Source organism: Pseudoalteromonas shioyasakiensis (assembly GCF_001550135.1).
In the GTDB taxonomy this organism is placed as follows: domain Bacteria; phylum Pseudomonadota; class Gammaproteobacteria; order Enterobacterales; family Alteromonadaceae; genus Pseudoalteromonas; species Pseudoalteromonas shioyasakiensis.
On the sequence record NZ_LRUE01000001.1, the window covers coordinates 52510 to 72936 of the forward strand.

Below are 20427 nucleotides of genomic sequence, written 5' to 3' on the forward strand. Positions count from 1 at the left end.
AACTACTTGAATAAATTTTAAAAAACACACATTCTGTATGTTCGCTATAGGCGGTAGCGACAGGGAGAGTTAGTCTATTGGCTTGCACAGACCGTTGCCCTAGACGTGATTAGGGACTAATAGACTCCCCTCCCTTGCCTCCGAGTTTGCAAGGCTCGGAACTCGTCGGCCAAATTTTCATTGGTCGCTGAGCGCTCGGCGACTTGTGATAGAGTGAGATTTCTCATGAAGTTTCAAGTCTCTGTTAAGATCACTGTAGATATCTCTAAAATTATCTATGCATTAGCATCGATGGTTTTAGCGCTATACACTGCAGGGCTCTTATAAGAAAGTCCTAGCCACCCACAACGGTGGCTAGGCACCCTCACCATTGCTAACCTTTCACAGTTAACACATCACAAACTGCCAATTTTAAAGCGCCCTTTTGTCTGCTAGCATGCAAGTGCGAATTACAAAAACCAGCCACACAAAAGGACTAAAAATGAACTTCGATATTTCTTCTTTTAATAGAATTGCTAAACCGCTTTTAAATACCCTCGCTGAGCAATTCCCATTACCACTAAAGATCCACCTTCAACGTTATGAAGCCCCAGACTTCGATGCAAAGAATGATATACCTTTGCTAAGAGCAACCCTTTATTACCTAGCAGCAAATAACTACTTGATGTTTGAAGGCGATCACGCAGATAACGCGAATTACTACTTAACTTCAAAAGGCCTAGAACTTCTTAAAGTCGATTTTGAAAAAGAGTTCAAAAAATCTTCTTCTGTATATGACCAAGGCAAAGTTGGCTGTTAACCCACGACTCATTTACCGGCTTACGGATCCTTTTCGTAGGCCTTCCACATAATTCGTAACATCAAGAACAAACCCATCACGAGCACTGCCATGAAAACCCAATTCATCTGCCTTTGTACTTATTAGCTCGCCAAGTCCTTTTGCTGCCTCGTCATATTTGATATAGCTATCTCTTTTTTTCCCATCTGATAATCGAACTTCATCTTTAGCTTTAGGGAAATCACCCTCGCTATATAAAGGCGTAATTTGTTGAGCGTCAGTTAATGAGCAAATAGCTTTACCATTACAGTAAAAACCTGATTCTTCGTCCGTATCTTCTACAAGCGCCTCGATAAAAACACCCGCACAGGTGCGCCCATTAAAAGAGAACGAATAAAACTTGCCATCAACCAGATTTAAATTGTTATCGCTCATGTAAAACCACCTTCATATATTGATTAAAAAGTGTCCTTTCGTTTGCTAGGATGAATATGCGAATAAACAAACAGCAAACAAAAGGACTAAACATGCCAAATATTGATCACTTACCACCTGTGCTCTGCCCGGTGTGCAAAGCAAAATTCAATAAACCGCCTAGTTGGTTTCATGACCAATCGGTGTACATTTGCCCCTGTGGGTATGAAGTCCCAATAGATAATGCGATCAAGGCGCACTTCGCCATGCTCGCAAAACAGATCTCGGAATTCCCTAAGTTTTGATTCAGGCCATTCAGCCCATTTAAGCTCCGTTGTAAAAATGGGTTTATCAACTAGATGCAGCCAAGGTGGCGGCGTATCTTCATTAATAAAGCTCATGAGCTCGTCACTCATATTCAAGCTACCTTCAATGATGTAGCTTTCACTGAAGCAGGTTCATTTGGATCGGGACGGACCATTTGCTCAAGCTCTGCGGTCACATGCAAAATAGCTGTAATAGCTTGTTGCGCTCGCTTTTGAATAACATCGAAATTTGATTCGGTAATAACGCCATCAGAACGTGAAGTGTGAACAGCTTTGGCAAAGTCACCACATGCGGCTTGTAACTGAAGTATTTGGTCTGCTAGTTCTTCATCTGATAAACCAACATCAGGTAAATCAACAACCGTTTTTCCTACACTAAATGCCCAGGCTTCTAGTGAACGGTAGTCTTGTGTTAGGTCTGACATTGCAATAATTTGTCGGTACCCAAGAATGTGAGTATCACAACCATCATCCAACTTGCTTCTAAGGACCGTTGGATTCATACCCATCTGTCTAGCCAGTTCAGCAATGTTGTAATCATTCTTATAACTCTCAGCTGCTGCCATTGGGCATCGTGCGGCTGGTGCATGAGCACACGTACTTTTTTTAGATAAAAGCATTTATATTATTCCTTATGCTGCTGACTTAGGCTGCTCATTCTCATAAAGAGACAGATCAACTTTAAGCGCCCCCTTTGTGATCATTTGAAGTTCAAAAGCCCGACCGCGAGGAACTCGACCATCATTTGTCCAGTGGGTTATTGATCCTTTGCTTAACGGTGGAGAAAAAGCTTTAGCTAACTTTGACTTACTACCAAAATATGAAACTGCATCGCTGGTTTTCATATACATCTCCTAAATAAGTATGCGAGAAGTATAGTTTTATGAACATTTACAAGTCAAGCAAAGTGAACCAATAAAATAGTAAGATGTTTAGATAACTATACTTAGAGAATATAAAAATGACATTTCAAGAACGTTTAGAAGCACAGATGAAATCTGAGGGTGTTAAGGGAATTGATATAGTCAACAAACTGAAAATCTCTAAGGGAACCGTAAGTCAGTGGCGTAATGGTGTAAGCAAGCCTAGAGGCGAAAACGCTGTTAGATTAGCTAAGTTTTTACGCTGTAATCTTACATGGTTAATTGAAGGAAAAGGGTTACCCAATAAAAACCTAGAATTAGAGCTAGGCCCAGACCTTAGAGGCAAGGCCCCTCTAATATCTTGGGTCCAGGCTGGCAAATGGAAAGAAATTGATTTGGAAAGTTTGCAACAAGCATCTGACATCACTTTCTATCAACATACAGCAAATGTTAGTGATGAAGCATTTGCACTTCGTGTTAAAGGTGACAGTATGACGAGTTTTACGGGTGGGAAGTCAATACCTGAGGGCTCTGTAATAATAGTTGACCCGAACATGCAAGCTGAACATGGAAAAGTAATCGTCGCAAGACTAGAAGACAGCAACGAAGCAACTTTAAAGCAATTAGTTATTGATGGAGGTGCGAAATACTTAAAGCCATTTAATAACAGCTACCCGACAATGCCTATCAATGGAAACTGCACTATCATTGGGGTAGTCAAACAAGTCATACAAGATTTTTAACTAGCCTCTATGACAAGATTTGCACCATTTTGTAAGACCATCTTGAGTCTTATTAGAATGGTAGAAACTTGTACCTCTTCGCCTTTTCCCACAACCAGAGCAAATCTTATACTTTATTTGCTTCCTGCTATTATCAGCTCTCAAGCAGTCAAGGCACCACTTGGTTAAACCGTCCTTATTTCTTTCGCTTTGCCCAAAGGATGAGATTGCAAGGTTATTTAGGCACTTGGAACACTTTTTGGTTTTTGAACCAGCATTACGCTGAATAACTGCTGCTTCTTGCCTAGAAATCAGGTCTGGTTTATGTTCTAAGGGCTGTTGAACGTTGGATGATACTTTTGGAATATGGTCTATAGGCTTCTCTAGCTTCTCATTATTTACATTGAATTTTGTAGAAGAACTAGTAAAAACTCTTGTTTGTTCGCGTTCTACATAACCATTCTCAGTTTCAAACCGCTCATATCTTTTTTCTTTAGTCTTTGTTTTATCTGTGTCACGATTATCAAGTAAATACCAAACTACGAAAATCCCACCAATAATTAAAATTATATCCATATAAATCACGTCGCTTAACTTAGGTCTTAACTAACCCTAAACAATAAATAGCTATATATCAACATTCGCGTTTAAACATTCTTAAGCACACAGAAACACCAATAGAAATTTATAACTCCGAATTAAAAGTTTAGTTTTTTGAACTTTTTTGTTGACAGATTTGTTTGCATATATAAACTTAAATAAAGTTTAGAAAAATGAACAAAGGTATCAACATGGATAGCAACACCAAACAAAATGCTTTTACTCATATATCGCTAGAAGCAAAAACACTTATTGCAGCATTAGCGGTTGAGTCATTCAACTTTCGCAATTGTGTGCATGTGAATGTTGTAACCACAGCAACGGACCCATCAATTTGCGTGTTTATTTACGTAAACGGTAAATGCGAACAATCAATAACTATTTACTTAACTGATAACGATGCAATAGCAGCTCTCCAAAAAGCATTCGACTTAGTTATTGCATACAAAAAGCAAGACAAGTTGCTTGCTCCACTAATCAAATTAGCGAGCTAAGCCAATGCATGACGTTAAAGAAACTCAGCGCTTATTAGCCGATCCTTTTGAAGAACATGACATTGAATGGCGTGTTCAACAAAGCGGTGTATCTAACAATCAAAAGCCTTGGGTAATGGTTATTCCATACATCACTAACCGCGCAATCCAACAACGATTAGATGACGTTCTAGGTCTGGATGGCTGGGAAAATGTCTATCAAGAAGCATCTAACGGTAAAGGCTACCTTTGCGGGTTAAAAGTTCGCATTGGAGATAAATGGGTAACTAAGTGGGATGGCGCAGAGTACACAAATATAGAGCCACTTAAAGGCGCTCTGTCAGGCGCTATGAAGCGAACAGCCGTTCAATTTGGTATTGGCCGTTACCTCTACTCTCTTGAGTCAGAGTTTGCAACTTGCTCACCAGTTAATAACCGTTTCGAGTGTGATGGTGAATACATACGCATTCCGCTTAATAAGCAACAGAAAAACGGCCCAAAAATGGAAGCGCAATGGTTTCCTCCACTACTACCAGATTGGGCGTTACCAAAAGCGAAATTCGATAAGTACTTAGAAGCAATTGAGTCCGCAGAGTTAATGGAATCAATGCGTGAAGCTTATAACAAAGCATACAAATACGCTGAAGCTGTAAACAGAATCGATATTCGTGACAAAGCGATAGCAATCAAAGACCGCAAAAAGGCTGAGCTTGAAAAGCTAAACCAAGACGAAGCAATAAATAAAAACAAAAAGTTTTTGAATTGGATTAACACGAAAATCAGCGACCTGATCACAAGCGCTGAGAACGAATCAATTTTAAACCTTAACCACAAGAAACTGCTTCAAGAGGTTGAGGGCCATTGTAGAGCCAACAAAATTGACGCAACCAATTTTGTTAGCCAGGTAAACGAAGCGCATCAACAAGCACTAATCAACCTAAGAAACTAAATGGAGCATAGCACCATGACTACAGCAAAGCAAAGCACTGCAACAAGCCTAGTAGAAGTCGTATTTCAAGAAGACCTAACAAAGCAAGGTCTGGCAGAACTTCGTAAGAAGTACCCGAAGTCTTTAAAACTTGATATGCAAGATGATGATGACTTCAAAGAAGCCCGTAAAATTCGAACTGAGCGTAACAAGCTAGCAAAGGCAATCAATGATCGTCGAATCAGCTTCACTAGTGAGCTAAAAGATCACGGTGATGACTTAATAAATAAAATTGATGTTATTTACAATCCTATCATTACAGCGTTTGAAGCAGAGGATAAACGCCGTAAAGAAGAAGCTGCACGCATTAAAGCAGAACACGAAGCGATGCTAGATAAGCAACGCCTAGATATTGCTGAGTTCAAAGGCTTTATTCAGCAATGTAAAGGCAAAGACTCTCAGTATATCGCTGATGCACTGGAGTCAGTAGATCTCATCGAAACTGATTCATTCCACAAAGACATTATTCATGAAGCTATCGACGCTAAAAAAGAAGTGATCGAAACACTTAATGAAATGTATCAGACAGCAAAAGCTAACGAAAAAGTTGAAGCTGAACGTGCTGAGTTACGCGCCAAAGAAGAGCAAATTGAAAAAGAGCGTACTATTGAAAACCGCATTAATAAATTGCGTAACAGCCCTATGGATTTCTTTGGCAAGTCTAGCCAAGTGATCCAAGACCGTATTACTCAGTTAGAAAACTACACACCTACTGAAAGTGACTTTGGACCACGTCTAGATGAAGTTATTCAGCTTCAAGCACAGGTAATTCAGCAATTGCGAATGATGCTTACACAAGCCATACAACTTGAATCTGTTAACTCAGTTGCTCAGCCAATTGAAGAGCAAGCTACCAACCAAGATGTGCATAGCGTTCAGCAGGCTCAATTTGAACAACAAGAAGATAACCAACTTCAATCTCAAGATGCACCGCTTCTAGGCGGGACAATCAAGTCAGATGTTTTTGAAACTACAACTAATACTGATGGCTATATCCCTCTGGACTTATGGCCGAGTGCAATGGACCGAGCAGAGAACGATGAATTAGACCGCGTTTGTGATCAGCTCGAAGTAGCTGAAAGTCACATCGCATTCTTAGAAGCTGAATTAAACAAAGCGCTTGCGGCTTAATTCCAAACTTTAAACAAATTTAGCGCCTTCGGGCGCGCCATTTAAGGGGAGAAACTATGTCATCAGTAACAAGAATAGCCCAACACCGTATGACTCAGCACTTGCGATGTAACAACATCATTTTTGGGTCAGCAATAGTAGTAAGTGCAAAAAAAGAAGACGTAGAAGGTTGGGTTTTACCAGGTGGGAAATTTACTCGAAATAGAGCTGAGGCTTTTAAAACGTGCAGAAAGATGCACAGCCTAATAGAGGTTCTAGGCGGCATAAAACCATTAACTCACGCAGATAGAGCGGCTTAACTATGATGCACGATTACATGGCAATCCGCGGCAACTCAACACGTGCTTGTAAAGCTCGAAAACGTAAAGAGTTCTTCAAATTAACTGCTGTCATTGGGGCAATTGTGATTTTAGTTGCCACCGTTGTCTGGCTCACAACCAAGTAGGTCCAGTATGTTTTGTGTCTTTGGCGTAAGTAAAAAGAAATCTAAAGCCGCTGCTGAAAAGAAGGTAAATGCTATGCGTGGCGAACTTGCGCCAAAAAATCCAGCACAGCACAAACAACTGGTTGAGGTTATGACTGAAGAATTGTTTTTAAAGTCAAAACCTACAGCTGTCAGCGGCGAATTATCAAGTCCAAGCCTAGTTGATGACTTTATAGAGCTAGCAAATAAAACGGGCGATATACGAGCTTTAAAAGGTATGAGACGAGTACATAAAGCAGATAAAAAAGGTGCCTTGCAATACTCCAAGCGTACTAAAAAACCAATTTTTGAGTGGGTGCCTCTTGAACAAAATTTCACTCAAGAGCTCATCAATGAAGAATTTTTTTAAAGGTAATTTTATGCTTTTTTCAAATTTAATAATTTATAAATTCAAGCAAGAAATTGAGTTCAATAATGAACAATTCAACGAAGCACTTGAGCAAGATATGTTTCGTCACTGTGGTGAACAAGAGTTGTCAACTTTAGGTTGGACTAAAGCTTTTGGGAAACATGGTGAAGCACTATGCCACTTTTCAAATCGCAAAATCCTAGTGTGCGCTAAACGTGAAGAAAAAGTTCTTCCAGCGGCTGTAATTAATGAAATAGTTGCGGAAAAAATTGAGCAAATTGAACTTGAGGAAAATCGCACTGTTAAGAAGAAAGAACGTGACGAACTAAAAGAAAACACTTTGCACACGCTGCTACCTCAAGCGTTTACTAAATCAAGCCTACAATACGCATTCATTGACATGGACAGCGGTTTATTAGTGGTTAACAGCGCTAGTTTTGGAAAAGCTGAAGAGCTCACCGCCCTATTGCGTAAGTCACTTGGCACCCTGCCAATCGTTCCAGCATTTGGCGAATTTGATTTGGATGTCTTTCTTACTGATTGGTTAACTAACTTTTCTACCCCAGCCAACTTCTCAATTGGCACTGATGCAGAAATGCAAGAAGCAGACGATAGTGGCGCTATTGTAAAACTGAAAGGTCATGACTTACAAGGTGACGAAATTAAAGCTCATTTAGATTTGGGTAAGCGAGTAACAAAACTAGCTCTTAACTGGAAAGACCGTATCAAGTTTAACTTCCAAAATGATGGTGCCATCAAACAAGTTGGCTATTCAGACACACTGAAAGAAGAAAACGCTGATATTCCTGCTGAAGATATGCCAATTAAGTTAGATGCAGACTTCATTTTAATTGCAAGTGAATTGGTCGAAATGGTGACCGAGCTTACAAATGGTGGCCTTGTCAATGGGTTCCCTGAAGATCAAGACGATACTAACGAATCATTGCTCTCAAAATTTCAAGACAAAAATGGCAATGATGAATTCTATAACGAAGCAGTAGAGTTTGTTCAAAAATCACAGCACGCATCTGTTTCACGTATTCAGCGTAAATTTCGAATTGGCTATAACCGAGCTGCTCGATTAGTTGAACAGCTTGAAGCAAACGGCATCATCACCGCGCCAGGTCATAACGGCGCTCGAGAAGTATTAGTTAAGTAAGGAGTAAACCATGGCTCGCGGAGTTAATAAAGTAATCTTAGTTGGCAACTTAGGCCAAGATCCTGAAGTGCGTTACATGCCTAATGGCAATGGCGTGGCAAATATCAGTGTGGCTACAACTGATAGCTGGAAGGATAAGAATACAGGACAATTGCAAGAGCGCACAGAATGGCATCGCGTCATTTTGTTCGGGAAACTTGCTGAAGTGGCCGGTGAATACTTGCGTAAAGGTTCACAGATTTACATTGAAGGTCGTATACAAACTCGCAAATGGACCGACCAATCAGGCCAAGAAAAATACACAACAGAAATCGTTGTCGACATGGGCGGACAGATGCAGATGCTTGGTGGCCGTAGTAACGATCAACATCAAGGAACTGGCTATCAAGGTGGTGGTTATCAGGGCGGTCATCAACAAGGCGGATATCAAGGTGGACAGCAACAAAGAAGTCACCATCAAGGCGGACAACAGAACAATCAACGTCAAAGCAATGCTCGTAATAACAATTCGCAAGGTGGATTTACCCCTAAACCGCAACAATCACAGCAGTACGGCGGGCCACAAAACCCAATGGAGCCACCTATGGATTTTATAGATGATGATATCCCGTTCGCCCCCATCGGCTTGCAGCACCCTGCACTCTTAATGTGCATGTAAGGAGAGCCCCATGTTTGAACAATTTAACGGCCAAAAATTTAACCTTATTTACTCTGATCCTGCCTGGCAATTCAGTAATAAGAAAACAGGCGGAAGCATGAAAAGCGGCGCAGCTCATCACTACAAGTCAACAATGAGCGTAGAAGAGCTAAAAGCGATGCCTATTGACGACATTGCAGCCGAAGATTGCATATTGGTTCTGTGGTATGTCGGCGCAATGCCACAAGAAGCCTTAGACGTTGTGAAAGCATGGGGTTTTACACTTAAAAATATGAATGGCTTTGTATGGAACAAGCTAACTGTAAATAACATTCCATTTTTTGGTATGGGCTTTTGGACCCGCGGTGGAAGTGAGTCAGCCATTATCGCAATTAAAGGCAAGCCAAAAGTTGCAAGCCACTCAGTTAGAGCTGTAGGTCACTACGATCCTGAAAGCTTAGATGAAGTTTTGAAGCACACAATATTTAGCGGTGCTTTTAAGGTGGGTCAGCATAGCGAAAAGCCAAACGAGTTTAGAGAGGCATGCGTAGAGCTCGCAGGTGATGTGCCTCGTATTGAGTTATTTTCTCGTAAGCGTGTTAAAGGCTGGTCTGTTTGGGGTAATGAAGTGGGTAAATTAAATAAAAGGGCGAAAGCGGCATGACTAGATATACAATTGAAGAGCTCAAAAAAAAGGCTGAATCAGAAAGAGATCTTCTAATTTTGGGCATTATTGAAGAAAAATCTAAAGCGCCTCGCACTTCATTTGAGCAGATAGCGTTAAAGTTGAATAGCTGTGTTCAACAGGTAGCAAGCTTGTACCATCACTACATAAGAGGACATATTCTCTGGCTTAACTTTGAAGAGGAAAAACTCCAAGAACTATTCCATAGAGGCTTAAGCGATCAAGAAATAGCTAACGAAATGACAATTAAGTCAACTCAGGTTCAATCAAGACGAAAAAAAATAGGATTGAACCGCCTTAGAAGAATAGAAAATGAAGAGTTGTTTATACATCAATTAAACAAATGCATAAACAATAAACTTACAATTGAAGAAGCCGCAAATCAATTGAGCTGTTCTAAATCAAACGTTATCAATTACTGCAAAAAACATGGCTTATCTTTCAGGAAGTATGGAAGTGATAATCACCTTTCAAAGGTAAATTCATATGATCGTGCACTTATTTGTACTCTTAGAGATATAGGCTATCAACCTGAACATATCTCAACGGTGGTAGATCACAGCCTAAACACAATTTACGCAGTTCTATATTACACACCTTCAACTGAAACCGTAGACCTATCTCAAAATGATAGAGCAATGAAACTACTCAATTGTGAAATACATGCAGGGCATTACCTAACACCTGCAGAAATAGAACTATTTAATAAAGATGGTATCGATGCATATATTTCGAAAACAGGAAGTACTGAAGCAGCAGCTTTGATGGCTTTTGTGTATCGAAACAAACAAAGAAAGTGTGAAATTATTCATGAAACCACAAGTTAAACGCCGAGCGCATAACTGGTTTGCGCTTAAACCTAAAGAGGCTGCAAAGCTTGATGATAAAGGAAAAACAAACCAATGACAGATCATCTTACTGAACTATTTAAGAAAGGTTGCAAAGTTAGTTTTTCTGCAAACGTTGTTGATACAGAAAAAGCCATTAATTTCTTTGCTGACATGTATAAAAAAGAGGAGGAAATAAATAGCGCCTCAGGGCTGCACGTTTGCGCTCTTAACTTCAGAACCTTTGAGTCAGAAAAATTAAAGGAGCTAGTGATGATTACGCTACTTGATAAGGCTATCCAATCAGGCAATTTTGACTATCTTTTTGCCTGTAAAAATCTGTTGGAAAGTGGTGACTTATTGGATTTTGGCAATCAGATACAGATCAGCGAACATGAGTTTTTAATCATTCCTGCAAAAGAGGTAGAGCCATGAAAAAACGACCAACTTGCAAACAGTATTTAACGCATCTATTTCGACAGATGCGAATAGCAATGCCTGATAAACCAGGTGAACCTGTGAAGCTATTTCAGCTTTACATGAATGATGTAATGACAGAGCCAAAGATACGAATTTACTACAGCACAGTGAACGGACGCACTTATTACGATATGGAAATACCAGAACAAGACGAAGATTTTGCAGAGCGTTTAGAGATAGTGGCAGGACATATAAACAGTGCCATCTATTTGGCTTCAAACCCGATTGATAACAAGAAAACAGCATAGGTGATTTATGGCTTATATATGTAGCAAGTGTAAAAAAACGCTTGAAAGCCATGAAGCTTATGAATATCGAGGCGCTATAGCTTGTGAAGATCATTTTGATGAAGTGATCGAAATGCGCGATTTTGAACGCAACGAGATAATTCAAGATGAGCATAATAAAACCAAAACTTTTAAAGGGCTAGATATATCAAGTAGCGAGATAGGCAAAGCAAATCGTAAGCTATTGAAGCCGCATATAGAAATAGCCAGTAAAGAGAGTCAACGTCTCAGAGAATATGAAGGTAGATGAACTATGAAAGCTAAAAAATATAGAATTATTTTTATCTCTATTATTTTTCTATTTATATGGTTCTTTATGAGCTTACTTGCTTCATGGGCCAAAGTTGAAAGTGATAATTGCGGAAATAGATACCCTATTGACTATGTCCTATTTACCCGCTTTTTTTTGCGAAATTTAAATTAAATACAGGTGATTTATGAGCTTACCATCAAGTAAATTTTACACAACGAAAGAAGTTGCCGCTATGGAAGGTGTAACAGAAGACTACTTAAGAAAGCAGGTTGCTAAAGGTGACTTTATGAAGCCTACCATTGAAGGTAGGCCACATCGCTGGTTAAAAACCGTAATAGATCAGCATTACGCTGATTTAGACGAATCATTAAAACAAAGCGCATAATATATGCTTATTAGTCAAAGCATTTTAATTGTTACAAAGGGTCTATTTAATGAGAAGACTTAACAGGTTAAAGCGCAAGTAATTATAATGTTATTAATGCTTTAATCTGTTAAATTGAGATATTTAATCCTACAGCGCAATTATGAACAACCATATCCAACACCTTATTGATAACTTCAAAACATACAGTGCTATTTTTTCAAGTGTAATTTTAGCGCTGTGTTTAATTATCAGTTTATCCGCTACAAATCAGTTATTTTCAGTATTTGGAATTGATTTTTTTGCATACGCCACTCTTTCTGACTATCTAATTTTAGGCATAAGAAAGATAACTGCATCGCTAGATAGTTTTATGTTTTTATTGCTGTGCGGTTTGGTTGTGTACTCAATAGTGGACATCATCTTATTTCATGATGAAATTAGAATGTTAGATCCTATTCGCGAATCAATAAAAAGCTTTAAAAAACCTGTTTATCTTGTCGGATTTTTAATAATAACTTATACAGCATTTACCATTCTAAATAACACCTCTTTGGCCCCGCACTTAATAAAGGAAGGTAAGATGGAAATACAAACCGTGAAATACGGAAAGAATGAAACAAGCATTTCTTGTCTTAGTTATATTGGTTCAAGCGGCCCATTTTCATTTTTTTGGTCTTTGAGTGAAAGTAATGTAAAAGCAATTAATACAAGCTCAATTCATTTGATTGAATCAACAATACCTGCATCCAAAAAACCATATATAACGGCAACCGAAAACCATCCCGAACCGCAAAAACCAACTAAAAAATATGGTATCAGAAAACCCAAACGATTCCCTTTGGAATCTGAAGTCTATGATAAATGGAGAAACGAAGAAAAAGCCCGGTTTAATAATATTAAACTCGAATGTAACTACGTTCCTGAAAATTGATTTTACTCTGTAATCATTGCTACCCAGTTATCTAACCATAGTGTCAAACCGTCGAGCATGGGTGATTTGTTATAGATAGCAAGCACCCCTTTCATTTTATGGCCTAGTAACTTCTCAGTAAACTGCAATGGACAACCTGCGTCTGTTAAGTGAGTTGATAAGGTTCGTCTAAAATCGTGCATCCTGAATGGCCTAACACCCTCAATTTCTTCATAGCATGTATTAGCTATTGTGCTTACACTTGAGCCACTCGCTGGCTTATCCCCTCCACGGTTATGGAACATATGAATGAAGCCTGGACTAAGGTCTTTCAGATACTGAAGGTCATTAATCAAAACATCTGGAATAGGCCTAACTATTGACTGTGTTTTCCCTTTAGTATTTTCACGCCTAACGGTGAATAACTTCTCTTCTAAATCAAAATCAGTTTTATGTGCTGTATACAGTTCACTAATACGACAACCAAAAATCATAGCGCATTTAAGGATAACTTTGTTTCTATCGGTAAGAGCAAGGTTGTCAATATTAGACCAAATAAGCCGGCACTCATGTATAGTTAAAAAGTGCTCTCTTGGTTGGTAGTCATTCGCAAAGTCACTAGGACGCAATGCTTCAAATTCAGCATTCGTTATATAAGCTTGTCTCAAGCAAAAGCGCAAAGCTGAACGCAGCTCAATGATAGAATTGAAAGCAAAGCCATCGCCACGGCCAGCAGCAATACTATCGGTATTCATTTGCTTAAATAAAACAGAAAAATGATGCTTACTAATTTCAGCAACATATTGATTGCGCCAATCGTCATTAATACAGGAAACGATACGGTTATAAATTTCTTGTGGACGATCTCGCATGTTGACGCAGTATTGTGCGTACCAAAAATTAATTGCGTCAATTAAGGTAGGGTTTTCTGTTTCAACAACGCTGACATTATTTACCGCTTTCATGTTCCGCGGATCTAACTCTTTTCTAACCTGAGTCATTTGACGTTCGCATTCCTCTCTTGCATTCGCCAAGCTCATTTCAGGGTATGTGCCTATCTTATAACGCGCAGGCTTACCTTTTAGCCTGTACCTAATCTGAAACGTGATCTTTCCTTTTGGTGAAATACGCAGTGACAGATTATCACCATCAGATACTTCAGGCTTTCCGCTATAAGGTTTTCCACTTATGCTTTTAAGTTTTGCAGCTGTTATTTTCATTATGCTCACGCTCTAACTGTGTACCAAATGTGTACCAAATTTGCCGTCTAAAATTTATGGTACACAGCTTGGTACGCGCTTGCCAAGCATAACAGTTCTTTTTAGTCGTTAGTAGTGCGGATTAAAGATGGTTAAAACCGGTGTAAGATATTGAATTTAGTATAATAAGAAGGTTTATTGCGGAGAGGTAATTAATTGTTCTGAATGACTAAATTGAATGAATCATCAGGTTTAATAGTTGTTTGACTTCTGTTTGAAAGCCTAATGTTTCTTTTTGTGCTGCAGTCATTGTGTAAATCTCCAATTAACAAAGTGTCTAATCTGCACTATGACTCTTTATATGGGGCAGGCTTTTTGAACTTCAAGGCAAAAAATTAAATTTACGGCTAAATTGGGGAGCTATACACAAAAAAGCCTGCTTAAAGCAGGCTTTTGATACCATTTTCGGTATTAGTTTTGGTTTACGGCGCGTCGTCCGCTAAATGCGTGCATCAATGTCATACCATCGAGTAAGTCGAGCTCTCCACCGACAGGGACACCGTGAGCAATTCGAGATGCACCTACCTGATACTTATGACAAAGCTCAGCAATGTAGTGGGCTGTGGTTTCACCTTCAACACTTGGATTGGTCGCGAGGATCACCTCATTTATGCCGCCTTGTTGCAACTTGCTTTCAAGAATATCAAGGCCAATTTCTTTTGGTCCTATGCCATCAATTGGCGACAAGTGACCCATTAAAACAAAGTAAAGACCTTGGTATTGACCAGTTTGCTCAATAGCGAGTACATCGGTTGGTGATTCAACGACACACAATAAACCACTATCTTGGCGTTTAACACTTGAACAAATGTCGCATACCGCTTGCTCTGTAAAAGTACGACAAGATTGACAGTGCCCTACTTCATCCATTGCCTTGGTTAATGCATGGCCAAGCTGTTTACCACCCTGACGGTCACGCTCAAGCAAATGAAAAGCAATGCGCTGTGCCGACTTAGGACCTATGCCCGGCTGGCATCGTAGCGCTTCAATTAGCTGTGTTAAACTAGGAGATAGTTGCATACAAAATCACTTAGAATGGCATTTTCATACCTGGTGGTAATTGCATACCGCCAGTTACTTTGCTCATGCGCTCTTGAGTTTCTTCAGCAACACGACGTACAGCATCGTTACACGCTGCCGCTAATAAATCTTCGATCATGTCTTTATCGTCTTCCATTAGGCTGTCATCTAATTCAACACGACGAACATTGTGGTTACCAAGCATAGTTACTTTAACTAGGCCTGCACCTGCTTCACCTACAACTTCAAGGTTTGCGATTTCTTCTTGGGCTTTTTGCATGCGCTCTTGCATTTGCTGCGCTTGCTTCATCATGTTACCCATTCCACCTTTAAACATAACTGTCTCTCTTTCTAAACTACTTTAATTGGCATGAAGATAAGGGCTATTGTAACTAATTACAATGCCTGAATACTGTTTTCATCGATTATAGCGCTAAATAACTGCTGAAATTGCACTATATTTTCATCGCTATTTATTACATCAATGGCTTGTTGATGACGTCCCGCATCAATTTTTTGTTGAATCAAATATGGTGAATCAATTACGCCATCAGCAAACTCGATACTAAGCTCAACATTATGGCCGTAAATTTCACTTAATGCAGCATTGAGCTTTTGTCTAAGCACAGCGCTATCTAAATGGCGCTGTGATGAATCAACTTCAATGTGCAGCTGATTATTCTGCTTGGTAAAGATTGAATGCAGCGCAAATTGGCGCATGCGACCACCCAGCCCCATGCGTTTAATTAAATACGCCCATTCGTCTTGTTCGTGTGCAAATTTAATACTGCTGATCGGGCTTTCAAAATCATCAGGTATCGGAATACTGGCTTCTTCAACTACTGGCTCTGGCGCTTTTTGTGGATTGATCTGCTCAAGTAACTCTGGCGCTAAGTTTTCGGTGATTGTTTGATGCTTTTCTCGAAAGTCGACTTTTTTTACTTTACTACTGCTCTCCCCCGTTTGCTGGGGGATGGGCTTTTTTACTTCAGCAGCCATTGCTTGCTGCTGAGGCTGAATATTGGTCGTGGCTATGCTTTGTTGCGCTGGCGGCTCTGCTTTGGGCTTAGCTTCAGGCTGTGGTTCTGCTTTAGCATTAGTTTGCGTTGGTGCACCACTTAAACGCCCGGCACCTGAAATATTGCGGTCTTGTAAAATACGAGCAATGGCCGACTGCGCCTGACTTTGCTGCTGTTGTAATTGTGCAGGTGCAGTTTGCTGTTGCTGAGGCGCAGATGCTTCATTGGCAGTAAAGCCCTGATCATAGGCGCTATTCATCACATCATCGTATTGCGCAGCAAGTGATGAGTCCATTTGCGCATCATGATCGTCCATATAATCTTGCGAAGAATACTCTGGTGATGAGTATTCAGCTGCTGGCACTTGCTCTGAGTGGCTTGGCTCTTGCTGTTGTGGCGCTGGTTGAACTTCAGCGGCCATTGCAGTTTCAACAGATTGCTGAGGCTGTTGACCAGCATCAGGCTGCTCTACTGCTGTTGCTTCAACTTGCTGGTCAGGCTGATGACTATGCGCCGTTTCTGCCTTGGCTGCTTGAATAGGTTCTGCTTGAGTAGTCTCAGCTCGTGTTGGCTGAGGCTCTGAAGAAACAGCAGTTGTCTGTGCAGAGCTATGTGCAACTGGTGCTTGCTCTGAAGCTGCTTGCTCACGTTGCGCGGTAGATTTTTTTAAAATATCACGCAGTGCACCGGCACCACTTGGCTTAACCTGTTGCTGGGTATTCGTTGGTGTTTGGCTTTGTGCAAATTGCGTAGGTTGGAATGCAAGCAATCGCAACATGATCATTTCAAAACCAAGTTTAGCATCGGGTGCCCATTGCAAATCTTTTTTACCATTGAGTAGCAATTGGTAGTAAACCTGCATCTGCTGTGCATCAGTGGTTTGTGCCACCTGCTCAATAAAATCTCGGTTAGTATCATCAAGGGCCGCTGCATTAGGTACAAGTTGCACAAGCTGAATAAGATGCGTAAGGGCAATTAAATCGTCGAGCAAAGCTACAAAGTTAGGGTTTCGGCTAACGACCGCTTTTACTTCTTGAAGTAACGCATCGCCATCTTGGCACAATAACGCTGCTAACATGGTTTGGCTATATTGAGTATCCATCAAACCAAGCATAGTTTGCACAGCCTGATGATTAATATTGCCATTGGTTTGAGCAATTGCTTGGTCTGTAAGACTCAGTGCATCACGCATACTACCATCGGCTGCCTTAGCTAAAATAGACAATGATTTATCATCAAAACTTAGCTGTTCTTGATTAAGAACATGGGCAAGCTGATCATGAATTTCTGATTGCGACAAAGCATTTAAATTAAACTGTAAGCAACGCGATAAAATCGTCACTGGCAGTTTTTGTGGATCGGTTGTCGCTAATAAAAACTTCACATGCTCTGGCGGCTCTTCCAATGTTTTAAGTAATGCATTGAAACTATGCTTAGATAGCATGTGAACTTCATCGATTAGGTATACCTTGTAACGACCACGTGTTGGTGCGTATTGAACGTTATCAAGGATTTCGCGGGTATCTTCTACTTTGGTACGTGATGCCGCATCGATTTCTAACAAATCGATATAACGGCCTGCTTCAATGTCAGTACAACTTGAGCATTGGCCGCATGGCTCTGCAGAGATACCCTTATCGCAGTTGAGGCTTTTAGCGAATATACGTGCAATGGTTGTTTTACCCACCCCACGGGTTCCAGTAAAGAGATAAGCATGATGCAGTCTATTTTGTGTTAATGCATTGACTAATGCCTGTTTAACATGAGACTGCCCCACTAACTCGTGAAAGGTTTGTGGTCGCCATTTCCTTGCTAGAACCTGATAACTCATTAATTATTCGCCTTCGAATTCAACCAACTTTAAGATTTTGATGCCCATATCAGCAACTCGTTGCTCACCACCCAGCTCAGGTAAAGAAACAACAAATGCTGCATCAGTTGCGTTACCGCCTAGTTTAGCAACTAATTTTGCAGTTGCTTCGATTGTGCCACCTGTCGCCAGTAAGTCATCTACCAGTAACACTTTATCGCCAGGGACAATTGCGTCTGTATGAAGCTCAAGAATATCTTCACCATACTCTAATTGGTAACTTTGTGAAATCACTTCGCGAGGAAGTTTGCCTGGTTTACGAACTGGAATGAATGGAATACCTAGTGCATAAGAAAGAGGTGCACCGAAGATAAAACCACGAGATTCAGTACCGATGATTTTTGTAAAACCTTGGTCTTTATATGCTGCGATAAAGCTGTCGATAGTTGCTTTAAATGCGTCAGCATTAGCCATTAAAGTAGTTACGTCGCGGAACATAATGCCCGGCTTTGGGTAATCAGCGATCGTTGCAATGCTCTGTTTGATGAGCGTTGAAGTTGCTTGAGTCATAATTATACTGCTCAAAAAGTTTATCTAACAAAGCTCGAGAGTATAACATCACCTTAGAGGAAAGTCGGTAGCAAGTTTCGAAATTAATCACTTAACAAGAAATATCAACTATAAAAAAGGCTGCATTATGCAGCCTATTGTCTTAAATTTGCTTGCGCAGATTAAGATAAAGAAGTGATCCAACCAAGAATAGCGTTTAGACAGCCAATGCCACCGAATACAGCTAAAAACGCAATGAAATAAGTTGCATTGAACGGATCTTTAAAGTCTTTATCATTCGACATAGTTACTACCTTTATTTAAGCACGACAAAATAAGGCGCACATAATAGTCGAACTGCCCTCATCAATAAAGAGCTTTAGCCGATTTTTAAACCAATGTATTAGTCACCACAATGCCGCGCTCTGCCATGGCACTTAAGGTATTGAGCGCTCCCTGATACAGCTGCTCTTGGCTAAATTGAGGCGCATGCTCTGCAACTGCTTGGCATACATCATTTAAATCTGCACCCGGCTGAGATTCTATGATATTAAGAAGTAATGCGGTCATCGCATTTGTCGATAAAAATTGTACTTCGTCATCGCTATCACGATAAACCACAAAGTAACTCGGTTGTGCTGCCGGTTCACTTGGTTGATTATCTGCACTGATGGTATGAACAGGAAAACTGTAACTCAAGTTACGCGCAAGTGAACTTAAGAATAATGCAGAGCTTGTCACTTGATGAGCCGATAAACTGACCTCTTCTGCCACCTCTTGAGCAACCGATACATCAAGCTCAACCCATTCATAGTGCGCTAGCTCTAAAATAAACGCGGGATCATCACTTTGCACTTCATAGTCATTAGCAAGGAAGGTCAAAAACTCCCCTGCAATATCTAAAAAATAAGGTGATTTACAATCATGCAGGCTAAAAAACTGCCTAACGAGTCTGTACCAAGCTTGCTCTGAATATAAACTTTTTAGTACTGGATACGCAGAGCTAACAAAGCCATCCACATTGTTAAAAAATAAGTCTCGGTAAATCGCCATCCGGCGCTCTTCAACATCGCTAGGCTTAGCATGTTGCTGAGGGTCGCGGATATGTGCCATAAACGCTTGCTGCACTTGGGTAAAATGATTAGGCACTGTGTTTCACCCTTGCTTGGTTTTGTTTGCTGGCTGTTTGCTGCAGTGCTTCAATAGTTTTCAGTTCAGCTAATAACTCACTCATAGGAGGGATATTAAAATCTCGTTCTAACAAAGTAGGAAATACCCCATGAACTTCATAAGCTTTTTCAAGTAATTGCCAAACAGGATCGATAACTGGCGCACCATGGGTATCAACCAGTAAATCCTCTGCCTCAGTGTAGTGGCCCGCAACATGCCCATAGGCAATACGTTTTGTTGGTAACGCCGCTAGGAACTGCTCAGCGTCGTAACCATGATTAATCGAATTAACGTAAATGTTATTCACGTCGAGCAGTAGTTTACAATCCGCTTCTTCTAAAACAGCATTGGTAAATTCAAGTTCTGTCATTTGCTGGCCGGGCGCGCCATAGTAAGAGACATTTTCGATGGCAATTGGCTGCTCTAGAATATCTTGTACTTGCCTAATACGAGAGGCCACATGTTTAATTGCATCTTCAGTAAACGGAATAGGCATTAAATCGTACATATGCCCTTCTCCCGAGCAGTAGCTTAAGTGTTCGCTGAATAAACGAATATTATGCTCTTTAAAGAAAGCTTTTAGCGATTGCACAAAGTCAATATCAAGCGCTGCTGGTGAGCCAATCGATAACGATAAACCATGACATACAAAGGCATGTTGTTCGGTAAGCTGTTTAAATTGTTTTCCAAAACGCCCGCCTAGCTTGAGCCAATTTTCTGGTGCAACTTCTAAAAACTCAATGGGTTTTGGAACATCAATGAGCATTTCATCAAGCATTTCTCGGCGCAAACCTAAACCAACCTGCCCAAAATCAGCTACTGATTCTTTTAACATACTACCTCCTACTAAAAAGGGCCTTTACGGCC

General features: G+C 40.3%; 29 protein-coding genes and 1 pseudogene. 17 read left to right on the forward strand and 13 right to left on the reverse strand.

All coding sequences use genetic code 11. From position 1 onward, the window contains the following. Positions 1-481: 481 nt before the first annotated feature. Positions 482-799, forward strand: a complete 318-nt coding sequence (locus PASHI_RS00255) for a hypothetical protein (RefSeq protein WP_156426437.1) — start codon at positions 482-484, stop codon at positions 797-799. 12 nt (positions 800-811) lie between these two features. Here PASHI_RS00255 and PASHI_RS00260 read toward each other — a convergent pair whose 3' ends face one another. From PASHI_RS00260 to PASHI_RS00275, 4 genes are all read right to left on the reverse strand, one after another. Beyond that, positions 812-1213, reverse strand: a complete 402-nt coding sequence (locus PASHI_RS00260; RefSeq protein ID WP_062564181.1) for a hypothetical protein — start codon at positions 1211-1213, stop codon at positions 812-814. Between the two features lie 110 nt (positions 1214-1323). Continuing rightward, complete coding sequence (locus tag PASHI_RS00265) at positions 1324-1608, reverse strand: hypothetical protein (protein ID WP_062564182.1); 285 nt, start codon at positions 1606-1608, stop codon at positions 1324-1326. 2 nt (positions 1609-1610) lie between these two features. Next, positions 1611-2138 (reverse strand): phage regulatory CII family protein, encoded by a 528-nt coding sequence (locus PASHI_RS00270; RefSeq protein WP_062564183.1) that lies wholly within the window; start codon positions 2136-2138, stop codon positions 1611-1613. Between the two features lie 12 nt (positions 2139-2150). Continuing rightward, positions 2151-2363: a Cro/CI family transcriptional regulator gene (locus PASHI_RS00275; protein ID WP_062564184.1), complete on the reverse strand. Its 213-nt coding sequence runs from the start codon at positions 2361-2363 to the stop codon at positions 2151-2153. Between the two features lie 116 nt (positions 2364-2479). On the opposite strand from PASHI_RS00275, the gene PASHI_RS00280 reads away from it, so the two are divergent. Then, on the forward strand, positions 2480-3124 hold the full coding sequence (locus PASHI_RS00280) for a LexA family protein (protein ID WP_082710844.1): 645 nt from the start codon (positions 2480-2482) through the stop codon (positions 3122-3124). Here PASHI_RS00280 and PASHI_RS00285 read toward each other — a convergent pair whose 3' ends face one another. After that, positions 3125-3679 (reverse strand): hypothetical protein, encoded by a 555-nt coding sequence (locus PASHI_RS00285; protein WP_062564185.1) that lies wholly within the window; start codon positions 3677-3679, stop codon positions 3125-3127. Between the two features lie 215 nt (positions 3680-3894). Here PASHI_RS00285 and PASHI_RS00290 point away from each other — a divergent pair, with 215 nt between their 5' ends. The 15 genes and pseudogenes from PASHI_RS00290 (at position 3895) to PASHI_RS00355 (ending at position 12754) form a co-directional block, all read left to right on the forward strand. Further along, positions 3895-4197, forward strand: coding sequence for a hypothetical protein (locus PASHI_RS00290; RefSeq protein ID WP_062564186.1), 303 nt, complete (start codon positions 3895-3897; stop codon positions 4195-4197). 4 nt (positions 4198-4201) lie between these two features. Beyond that, positions 4202-5125 (forward strand): Rad52/Rad22 family DNA repair protein, encoded by a 924-nt coding sequence (locus tag PASHI_RS00295; RefSeq protein WP_062564187.1) that lies wholly within the window; start codon positions 4202-4204, stop codon positions 5123-5125. Beyond that, entirely contained in the window at positions 5126-6295 is a 1170-nt protein-coding gene (locus tag PASHI_RS00300; RefSeq protein WP_062564188.1) for a hypothetical protein, read from the forward strand. A 301-nt stretch (positions 6296-6596) separates the two neighbouring features. Further along, a complete protein-coding gene (locus tag PASHI_RS21935) occupies positions 6597-6740 on the forward strand; it encodes a hypothetical protein (RefSeq protein WP_156426439.1) in 144 nt (47 codons plus the stop codon). Positions 6741-6747: 7 nt separating this feature from the next. Beyond that, on the forward strand, positions 6748-7128 hold the full coding sequence (locus PASHI_RS00310; RefSeq protein ID WP_062564190.1) for a hypothetical protein: 381 nt from the start codon (positions 6748-6750) through the stop codon (positions 7126-7128). A gap of 10 nt (positions 7129-7138) precedes the next feature. After that, a pseudogene (rdgC, locus tag PASHI_RS00315) lies at positions 7139-8023 on the forward strand (recombination-associated protein RdgC); the annotation flags it as partial. Then, complete coding sequence (locus PASHI_RS22290) at positions 8000-8287, forward strand: DNA translocase FtsK (RefSeq protein WP_279625934.1); 288 nt, start codon at positions 8000-8002, stop codon at positions 8285-8287. The pseudogene rdgC and the gene PASHI_RS22290, both read left to right, overlap by 24 nt. A 10-nt stretch (positions 8288-8297) precedes the next feature. Then, positions 8298-8945, forward strand: a complete 648-nt coding sequence (gene ssb / locus PASHI_RS00320) for a single-stranded DNA-binding protein (RefSeq protein ID WP_062564191.1) — start codon at positions 8298-8300, stop codon at positions 8943-8945. Between the two features lie 10 nt (positions 8946-8955). After that, positions 8956-9588, forward strand: a complete 633-nt coding sequence (locus PASHI_RS00325; protein ID WP_062564192.1) for an MT-A70 family methyltransferase — start codon at positions 8956-8958, stop codon at positions 9586-9588. Then, positions 9585-10436 (forward strand): hypothetical protein, encoded by an 852-nt coding sequence (locus PASHI_RS00330; RefSeq protein ID WP_062564193.1) that lies wholly within the window; start codon positions 9585-9587, stop codon positions 10434-10436. Before PASHI_RS00325 ends, PASHI_RS00330 begins: the two co-directional genes overlap by 4 nt. Before the next feature lie 75 nt (positions 10437-10511). Continuing rightward, the gene (locus tag PASHI_RS00335) at positions 10512-10871 is read left to right on the forward strand and encodes a hypothetical protein (RefSeq protein ID WP_062564194.1); all 360 of its coding nucleotides are present in this window, start codon (positions 10512-10514) and stop codon (positions 10869-10871) included. Further along, positions 10868-11164: a hypothetical protein gene (locus PASHI_RS00340; RefSeq protein ID WP_062564195.1), complete on the forward strand. Its 297-nt coding sequence runs from the start codon at positions 10868-10870 to the stop codon at positions 11162-11164. The genes PASHI_RS00335 and PASHI_RS00340 overlap by 4 nt, the downstream gene beginning before the upstream one ends. A gap of 7 nt (positions 11165-11171) precedes the next feature. Further along, positions 11172-11453 (forward strand): LIM domain-containing protein, encoded by a 282-nt coding sequence (locus PASHI_RS00345; protein WP_062564196.1) that lies wholly within the window; start codon positions 11172-11174, stop codon positions 11451-11453. 187 nt (positions 11454-11640) lie between these two features. After that, a complete protein-coding gene (locus PASHI_RS00350; RefSeq protein ID WP_062564197.1) occupies positions 11641-11841 on the forward strand; it encodes a helix-turn-helix transcriptional regulator in 201 nt (66 codons plus the stop codon). A 142-nt stretch (positions 11842-11983) separates the two neighbouring features. After that, positions 11984-12754, forward strand: coding sequence for a hypothetical protein (locus tag PASHI_RS00355; protein ID WP_062564198.1), 771 nt, complete (start codon positions 11984-11986; stop codon positions 12752-12754). A 2-nt stretch (positions 12755-12756) separates the two neighbouring features. Here PASHI_RS00355 and PASHI_RS00360 read toward each other — a convergent pair whose 3' ends face one another. The 8 genes from PASHI_RS00360 to PASHI_RS00390 form a co-directional block, all read right to left on the reverse strand. Next, on the reverse strand, positions 12757-13953 hold the full coding sequence (locus PASHI_RS00360) for a tyrosine-type recombinase/integrase (RefSeq protein WP_062564199.1): 1197 nt from the start codon (positions 13951-13953) through the stop codon (positions 12757-12759). A gap of 450 nt (positions 13954-14403) precedes the next feature. After that, the gene (gene recR / locus PASHI_RS00365; protein WP_054551546.1) at positions 14404-15012 is read right to left on the reverse strand and encodes a recombination mediator RecR; all 609 of its coding nucleotides are present in this window, start codon (positions 15010-15012) and stop codon (positions 14404-14406) included. A gap of 10 nt (positions 15013-15022) precedes the next feature. Next, the gene (locus PASHI_RS00370) at positions 15023-15349 is read right to left on the reverse strand and encodes a YbaB/EbfC family nucleoid-associated protein (protein WP_054551547.1); all 327 of its coding nucleotides are present in this window, start codon (positions 15347-15349) and stop codon (positions 15023-15025) included. A 59-nt stretch (positions 15350-15408) separates the two neighbouring features. Further along, positions 15409-17862: a DNA polymerase III subunit gamma/tau gene (gene dnaX / locus PASHI_RS00375; RefSeq protein WP_062564200.1), complete on the reverse strand. Its 2454-nt coding sequence runs from the start codon at positions 17860-17862 to the stop codon at positions 15409-15411. Positions 17863-17865: 3 nt separating this feature from the next. Beyond that, positions 17866-18411, reverse strand: coding sequence for an adenine phosphoribosyltransferase (gene apt / locus PASHI_RS00380; RefSeq protein ID WP_054551549.1), 546 nt, complete (start codon positions 18409-18411; stop codon positions 17866-17868). 161 nt (positions 18412-18572) lie between these two features. Beyond that, a complete protein-coding gene (locus PASHI_RS22295; protein ID WP_254907726.1) occupies positions 18573-18695 on the reverse strand; it encodes a hypothetical protein in 123 nt (40 codons plus the stop codon). An 85-nt stretch (positions 18696-18780) separates the two neighbouring features. Next, positions 18781-19539, reverse strand: a complete 759-nt coding sequence (locus tag PASHI_RS00385; protein WP_279625931.1) for an HvfC family RiPP maturation protein — start codon at positions 19537-19539, stop codon at positions 18781-18783. Then, positions 19532-20395 carry an HvfB family MNIO-type RiPP peptide maturase gene (locus PASHI_RS00390; RefSeq protein ID WP_062564201.1) on the reverse strand — a complete coding sequence of 288 codons (864 nt, stop codon included), beginning with the start codon at positions 20393-20395 and terminating at the stop codon, positions 19532-19534. Before PASHI_RS00390 ends, PASHI_RS00385 begins: the two co-directional genes overlap by 8 nt. Positions 20396-20427: the final 32 nt, after the last annotated feature.

Coding starts and splice junctions, on each gene's coding strand:
- PASHI_RS00360 (WP_062564199.1), bottom strand. CDS start 13,953: ATGAAAATAACAGCTGCAAAACTTAAAAGCATAAGTGGAAAACCTTAT.
- apt (WP_054551549.1), bottom strand. CDS start 18,411: ATGACTCAAGCAACTTCAACGCTCATCAAACAGAGCATTGCAACGATC.
- ssb (WP_062564191.1), top strand. CDS start 8,298: ATGGCTCGCGGAGTTAATAAAGTAATCTTAGTTGGCAACTTAGGCCAA.
- PASHI_RS00355 (WP_062564198.1), top strand. CDS start 11,984: ATGAACAACCATATCCAACACCTTATTGATAACTTCAAAACATACAGT.
- PASHI_RS00275 (WP_062564184.1), bottom strand. CDS start 2,363: ATGAAAACCAGCGATGCAGTTTCATATTTTGGTAGTAAGTCAAAGTTA.
- PASHI_RS00280 (WP_082710844.1), top strand. CDS start 2,480: ATGACATTTCAAGAACGTTTAGAAGCACAGATGAAATCTGAGGGTGTT.
- PASHI_RS00345 (WP_062564196.1), top strand. CDS start 11,172: ATGGCTTATATATGTAGCAAGTGTAAAAAAACGCTTGAAAGCCATGAA.
- PASHI_RS00370 (WP_054551547.1), bottom strand. CDS start 15,349: ATGTTTAAAGGTGGAATGGGTAACATGATGAAGCAAGCGCAGCAAATG.
- PASHI_RS22290 (WP_279625934.1), top strand. CDS start 8,000: ATGGTGACCGAGCTTACAAATGGTGGCCTTGTCAATGGGTTCCCTGAA.
- PASHI_RS00260 (WP_062564181.1), bottom strand. CDS start 1,213: ATGAGCGATAACAATTTAAATCTGGTTGATGGCAAGTTTTATTCGTTC.
- PASHI_RS21935 (WP_156426439.1), top strand. CDS start 6,597: ATGATGCACGATTACATGGCAATCCGCGGCAACTCAACACGTGCTTGT.
- PASHI_RS00325 (WP_062564192.1), top strand. CDS start 8,956: ATGTTTGAACAATTTAACGGCCAAAAATTTAACCTTATTTACTCTGAT.
- PASHI_RS00340 (WP_062564195.1), top strand. CDS start 10,868: ATGAAAAAACGACCAACTTGCAAACAGTATTTAACGCATCTATTTCGA.
- PASHI_RS00310 (WP_062564190.1), top strand. CDS start 6,748: ATGTTTTGTGTCTTTGGCGTAAGTAAAAAGAAATCTAAAGCCGCTGCT.
- PASHI_RS22295 (WP_254907726.1), bottom strand. CDS start 18,695: ATGTCGAATGATAAAGACTTTAAAGATCCGTTCAATGCAACTTATTTC.
- PASHI_RS00300 (WP_062564188.1), top strand. CDS start 5,126: ATGGAGCATAGCACCATGACTACAGCAAAGCAAAGCACTGCAACAAGC.
- PASHI_RS00270 (WP_062564183.1), bottom strand. CDS start 2,138: ATGCTTTTATCTAAAAAAAGTACGTGTGCTCATGCACCAGCCGCACGA.
- PASHI_RS00255 (WP_156426437.1), top strand. CDS start 482: ATGAACTTCGATATTTCTTCTTTTAATAGAATTGCTAAACCGCTTTTA.
- PASHI_RS00295 (WP_062564187.1), top strand. CDS start 4,202: ATGCATGACGTTAAAGAAACTCAGCGCTTATTAGCCGATCCTTTTGAA.
- recR (WP_054551546.1), bottom strand. CDS start 15,012: ATGCAACTATCTCCTAGTTTAACACAGCTAATTGAAGCGCTACGATGC.
- PASHI_RS00290 (WP_062564186.1), top strand. CDS start 3,895: ATGGATAGCAACACCAAACAAAATGCTTTTACTCATATATCGCTAGAA.
- PASHI_RS00285 (WP_062564185.1), bottom strand. CDS start 3,679: ATGGATATAATTTTAATTATTGGTGGGATTTTCGTAGTTTGGTATTTA.
- dnaX (WP_062564200.1), bottom strand. CDS start 17,862: ATGAGTTATCAGGTTCTAGCAAGGAAATGGCGACCACAAACCTTTCAC.
- PASHI_RS00390 (WP_062564201.1), bottom strand. CDS start 20,395: ATGTTAAAAGAATCAGTAGCTGATTTTGGGCAGGTTGGTTTAGGTTTG.
- PASHI_RS00350 (WP_062564197.1), top strand. CDS start 11,641: ATGAGCTTACCATCAAGTAAATTTTACACAACGAAAGAAGTTGCCGCT.
- PASHI_RS00330 (WP_062564193.1), top strand. CDS start 9,585: ATGACTAGATATACAATTGAAGAGCTCAAAAAAAAGGCTGAATCAGAA.
- PASHI_RS00265 (WP_062564182.1), bottom strand. CDS start 1,608: ATGAGTGACGAGCTCATGAGCTTTATTAATGAAGATACGCCGCCACCT.
- PASHI_RS00335 (WP_062564194.1), top strand. CDS start 10,512: ATGACAGATCATCTTACTGAACTATTTAAGAAAGGTTGCAAAGTTAGT.